The 4,628-nt window shown below is 66.5% G+C and carries 4 protein-coding genes and 1 pseudogene; all 5 read right to left on the reverse strand.

All coding sequences use genetic code 11. The features are described from left to right. Positions 1-264: 264 nt before the first annotated feature. The gene (locus tag E4U92_RS32095; RefSeq protein WP_137303956.1) at positions 265-1,392 is read right to left on the reverse strand and encodes a hypothetical protein; all 1,128 of its coding nucleotides are present in this window, start codon (positions 1,390-1,392) and stop codon (positions 265-267) included. Between the two features lie 54 nt (positions 1,393-1,446). Beyond that, on the reverse strand, positions 1,447-1,734 hold the full coding sequence (locus tag E4U92_RS32100) for a hypothetical protein (protein WP_137303957.1): 288 nt from the start codon (positions 1,732-1,734) through the stop codon (positions 1,447-1,449). A gap of 168 nt (positions 1,735-1,902) precedes the next feature. Next, complete coding sequence (locus E4U92_RS32105) at positions 1,903-2,304, reverse strand: toxin-antitoxin system YwqK family antitoxin (protein WP_229863689.1); 402 nt, start codon at positions 2,302-2,304, stop codon at positions 1,903-1,905. A gap of 24 nt (positions 2,305-2,328) precedes the next feature. After that, positions 2,329-2,970, reverse strand: coding sequence for a hypothetical protein (locus E4U92_RS32110; protein ID WP_174864107.1), 642 nt, complete (start codon positions 2,968-2,970; stop codon positions 2,329-2,331). A 9-nt stretch (positions 2,971-2,979) separates the two neighbouring features. Next, positions 2,980-4,628 (reverse strand): annotated as a pseudogene (locus E4U92_RS36085) (hypothetical protein); the annotation flags it as partial.

Raw genomic sequence — 4,628 nt, forward strand, 5'->3', positions numbered from 1 at the left:
GGATCAGCGAACCGAGATCGTCACTCGACCCACGCGAATCACGCATCAGGGTCGACAACGTCTGCGCACCCATGTCGAACTTCATGAAGGGCCCCCGTCCAGGTCACTGGGTCACTGCTCTCACGTCACAGCGCACTACACGCAGACTCATCCCTATCAACACAGGGATTGCCTGTGCAATCGGGTACCCCGCGCCGTCACAGAGGCACCACAAACCCGTGACCAAGTCATGAGGACACAACGGGCAGAGTCTCGCGGACCGCCTCAAAGTCGATCGGTGAGGTCCCGGCCCCGCCCGTCTACCACGTCCCGCTCCATGACCTCGTGACCTACCGCCACCCCGACACCTTGCTCATGCCCGGAGTACTCGGGCCGGGTGCCCTGGTCACGCAGCTCGCGGAGCACCGTGATGTGCGTCCCGGACGCGTCCGCGCAGCCGGCGTCAGGGTCGGGCCGGTGCACGGACAGCTCGGTCAAGGCCTCTGCCGGCGACAGTCCGCGGTCGTGGGCGGCGCGCAGACGGTCCAGCCAGAGGAGGCCGGCGTGGTACGTCCGCTCGTCGTCGATGTCCTCCGGCTCGAAACTGGCCGCGTTCTCCGGTTCCGAGGCCCACAGGTGGCCGAACAGGGTTCCGTCGTCGGAGCGTATCGGCACGCATGTCACCTCGGCCTCGGCCGTGCGGCGATAACCGATGCGGTCGAATCCGGGAGCGTGCGTGAAGACGTCGTACCGGGCGGGGAGCTCACAACTGCTCCAGACGTCCAGCGCGTTGCCGTCCTCGCCGAGGAAGTTCTCAGCACCCGTCTCGTTGGGTCGGGCGAAGGAGGTGGGGTCGTCGGGATCCGTGTCCGAGTCCAGTGCCTCCGCGAGGTCACGCAGGGCTGCGGACAGGCGGGGGGCGTTCGCGGCGTGGACCTGCGGTTGTGGTCTGCCCTTGAGGTCGTAGGGCAGCCAGAAGTCGGTCCGGGTCACCAGGTCGACTCCCACGTAGCCCAGCAGAGCCGAGCCGCCCAAGCGGAAAAGGCCCGGTTCGCTCCTGTAGGCATCGCCGAGGGCGACATCGCCGGGACCGTCGATGTGCGCGTATACAGACCCCGTCTCGCCGGGGCTCATCGCCTCGTGGACGCGTTGAGCCGCCTCCTGAGCGGTCTCGAGAGGCGAGCCAACTGCTCGAAGCTCGATCTCTCCCCGGAAGAGGTAGCTGTTCCTCTCACCGGCTTCATGGACCGATACGGACACCTTCGGGATGCCCACCATGAGCCGGTGCCTGCCCAACACCTCGTGAGCGGTGAAGAGTTTCCGTAGGCATGGCCCCACGCCGGCCTCGGCGCCGGAGTCACCTCCGAGATCACGGCCCCAGGTCCAGCGTGCGACAGCGGTCGTGGCTCTCACGGACTTCCCTCCGGGGTTCCCCGACACAGCGCTGCTCTTCTCGGGGCCAGCGTCTCAACCTGGTGGAGTGGGCTGAGGTTCGCGGCCTAGGAAGAGGTATGCGTACATGCGGTTCAAGTACTCGTAGAGCGAGTCCTCGCTGCAGAACTCGACATCTGTGAGGCGCTCGTAGGCCTCGGTCGACACCTCCCTGCTCCGCAGTGCGGACTCCAGGCCGTCCTTGACCGCTGTCACATACTCGTCAGCGAATGCGTGCAGAGTCGGCCGCAGGTATCCCGACGTGTCGTACGCCTGCTCCAGGCTCAGGTACACCCGGATGAAGCGGTCGAGTTCTGCATTCATGCGGAGGTGCTGCCCCTACTGGTCCTCCCGGCGCCACGCCCGCGTCGGCTGGCCGCTCTCGTCCTCTGTGCAATCGGGTACCCCGTGCCGTCACAGAGGCACCACGAACCCGTGACCAAGTCCTTTGGACGCAAAAGGGCGTTGTAAGCGAAACCGGCACTTAACGGATCACCCGAGCTCCACCACGCCCCGCCGACTACCGCCGTCAGCATGCCACGCTCTCGTCGGCACCCCATCCTCGTCCCACTCCCGATGGGCCAGCAACCTCCCGCCTTCTTCAGAGAAGACCCGCTCGGAGGCCAAAGCGCCGTTTGGGTGCCACTCCCGCGAGAGCCCGACGGCACGCCCATTGATCGCCACCATCTCGTACCTGAGCATGCCGTCCCGGTACCAACCCCTGCTGGGCCCGTGCAGCAACCCGTCCGCGTAGGTTTCAAGGCTGACCCGCACACCGAGGAGGTACTCCTCCACCTCTCCCGTGAAGAGCTGCCCCCGGTACAACAACCGCATCGCCATATCCATGTCGACCTCGGGGTCGTCGATGTCGACACGTGTCGTCGTGCGAGCCAAGTCACAGAACCTTGCTGATCAGGCTCAGAGTTGATCGGTGAGGTCGGGGCCTCGACCGTCAACCACGTCCGGCTCCATGACCCCGTAGCCCACGGCCGTCCCGAAGTACGTCGCTTCCCCGGGCTCGGCCGGCACGCCCAGCAGCACTTCCAACTCCTTCAAGGCGGCAGCCAGGCGGGGAGCGTTGTTGCGATGAACCTCCGGATGCGGAAGACCCCGAAAGTCGAACGGACCCCAGACGTCATGGAATACAGAGACATCAGCGGAGAGACCGAGTGGCTCGGACGAGACCGTCAGTTCAACCAGGCGCTCTTCGCGATGCTGGACACCGTCCGCATCTGACCACATACCGGTCCCGACCACACGCAAACCGCTCGTCTCCGCTTCCGGGAAGGCGACGGGGCGTAGTTCCTCGACCCTCCGGGATGTCCATTCGTCATCCAGCGGCCGCAAGAGCCCCACGCTGGACTTCCCGACAGCGCCCCCCATGTCGGGCACAAGCCAGAACCATTCCAGCGTGGTTGGTTGCAGGAGATCATGTTTCTGCAGAACCGCAGACATTCGCGCGGCAACAGTCAGTGCCGACCGCAACCCCGGCGGCGCGTAGTCTTCCAGATCCCAGAACCAAGAGGCGCATTCACGCGGCGCGCGCATGAGGACGGACATTAAATTCCCTTATGGATACGTGGGACCGTTGGCCGGAACGGTGATGGACCCGTCCCTGAACCGGAGAACAAAAGTGGCGTTGGTGATTCTAGCGCGATGGGCGATACGACCCAAGATCTTGTCCGTAAGAGCAGCTTTAGTGTCGTGCACGTCGAGAATAGCTACTTTCTGGCCGTCGATGTTGCCGAGCAGCTGCTTCTCCGCGATACCGCGTGTCGCGCTGTTGAGACTCGATGCGCTTTGAACGTCTTTGAGCTGCGCTCCGTACTCAATGCGGTCGCCGGATCGCACGAGCACGTCGAGGTCCAACCCATCACCTGGCACCTTCCATTCGAAGGCCAGGCCTTTAACACCACGAGCCTGCAGATCTGCCGCGTGTTCCATCGCCATGTATACGGCAGGCGTCATGTCGCTGGCCTTGCTGACCTGCTTGCACTGGGACAGCAGCTCACTGTATCCGGGAAGATGCGACAGCTTTCCTTCGCTGATGTACTTGGCGATTCCTGCGCCATACTCGCTCTTGCGCAGCCCGGTGAGGCTCTTCTCGATGTCGTGAGGTGCCATCTTCGAGTTCGCAAGCTGTTCCGCGACGGCTGCTTCCTGATCCGGCTGCAGGCGGCCAGTCGGCTGTGCGGCCTTCTCATCACCCTCGCTGTAGTCCACCCTTTCCGGCTCACGTCCATGACCAGGACCGCCGGAGGATCTGTCCCCTCCGCCAGTACTGTTCTCATGACCAACTGTCGCCGGACCCCCGTCACGGCCATCGCCGTCGTGGCCGTGGCCCGACGCGTCGTCGCCGTGACGCCCACCGGGGCCGTCCGTGTCGCCGTGCCCGTGCGTGGCACCGTCGTGGTGCCCCGGTCCCGAACCGTCGTGAGCGCCGTCGGTCGAGTGCCCGTTGTGGCCCCCACCTGTGCCGTCGCCATGGCCACCCGTGTGGGTGTTCGGCGGCTCGTGGCTCGCCGAGGGGCCGGCGCCGTGCTCGTGTGCCGAGCCGCCCGGCAGGTGGTCACCCGCGTGAGCACCCGGCAGGTGGTCGCCCACGTAGCCACCCGGCAGGTCCCCGCCCGCGTGGACGTTCGGGATGTCGCCGCCCGCGTGGACCCCCGGCGCCACCGGTACGTCCTCGCCGACCCGGCCCACGTCCCCCAGGCTGTCGCCCAGGCTGATGTGCGTGCCCGCGTCCACCGTGTGCGGGGCCGCGCCCGCCATCGCCGGCACCTTCGCCGGGGAGTCCACGTGCGGGACGTCCGCCCCCGCCGGACCCGTGCTCTCCGGGCCGCCCGCCCCATGCACCGGCTCCGGCGGACCGGGCTCGTGGACATCGAGCAGGACCTTGCCCTGCCCGTCCACGATGTTGCCGTGGCTGTCGGCGTACAGGGTCGGCTCGCCGCCCTCCGCCTTCACCGGCAACGCGTCCTCGTGCACCACCGGCACGTCGTCCGGCACCCTGAACCCGCCCCCGGGCAGCTCGTGCAGCCCCGCCGGCACCGCCGCACCCTCCGGCAGGTGCACCGTCCCGTCCGGCAGGACCGACGTCCCCTGCGGCAAGTGGACCGCCGTCTCCGGCAACTTCGGGATCTCGATGTTCCCGACGCCCTTCAACGCCTTGGAGATGTCACCGATCTTCGACAGACCCGCACCCGCACCCTTGGCGA

The organism is Streptomyces galbus (assembly GCF_005280195.1).
Classification (GTDB): Bacteria; Actinomycetota; Actinomycetes; order Streptomycetales; family Streptomycetaceae; genus Streptomyces; species Streptomyces galbus.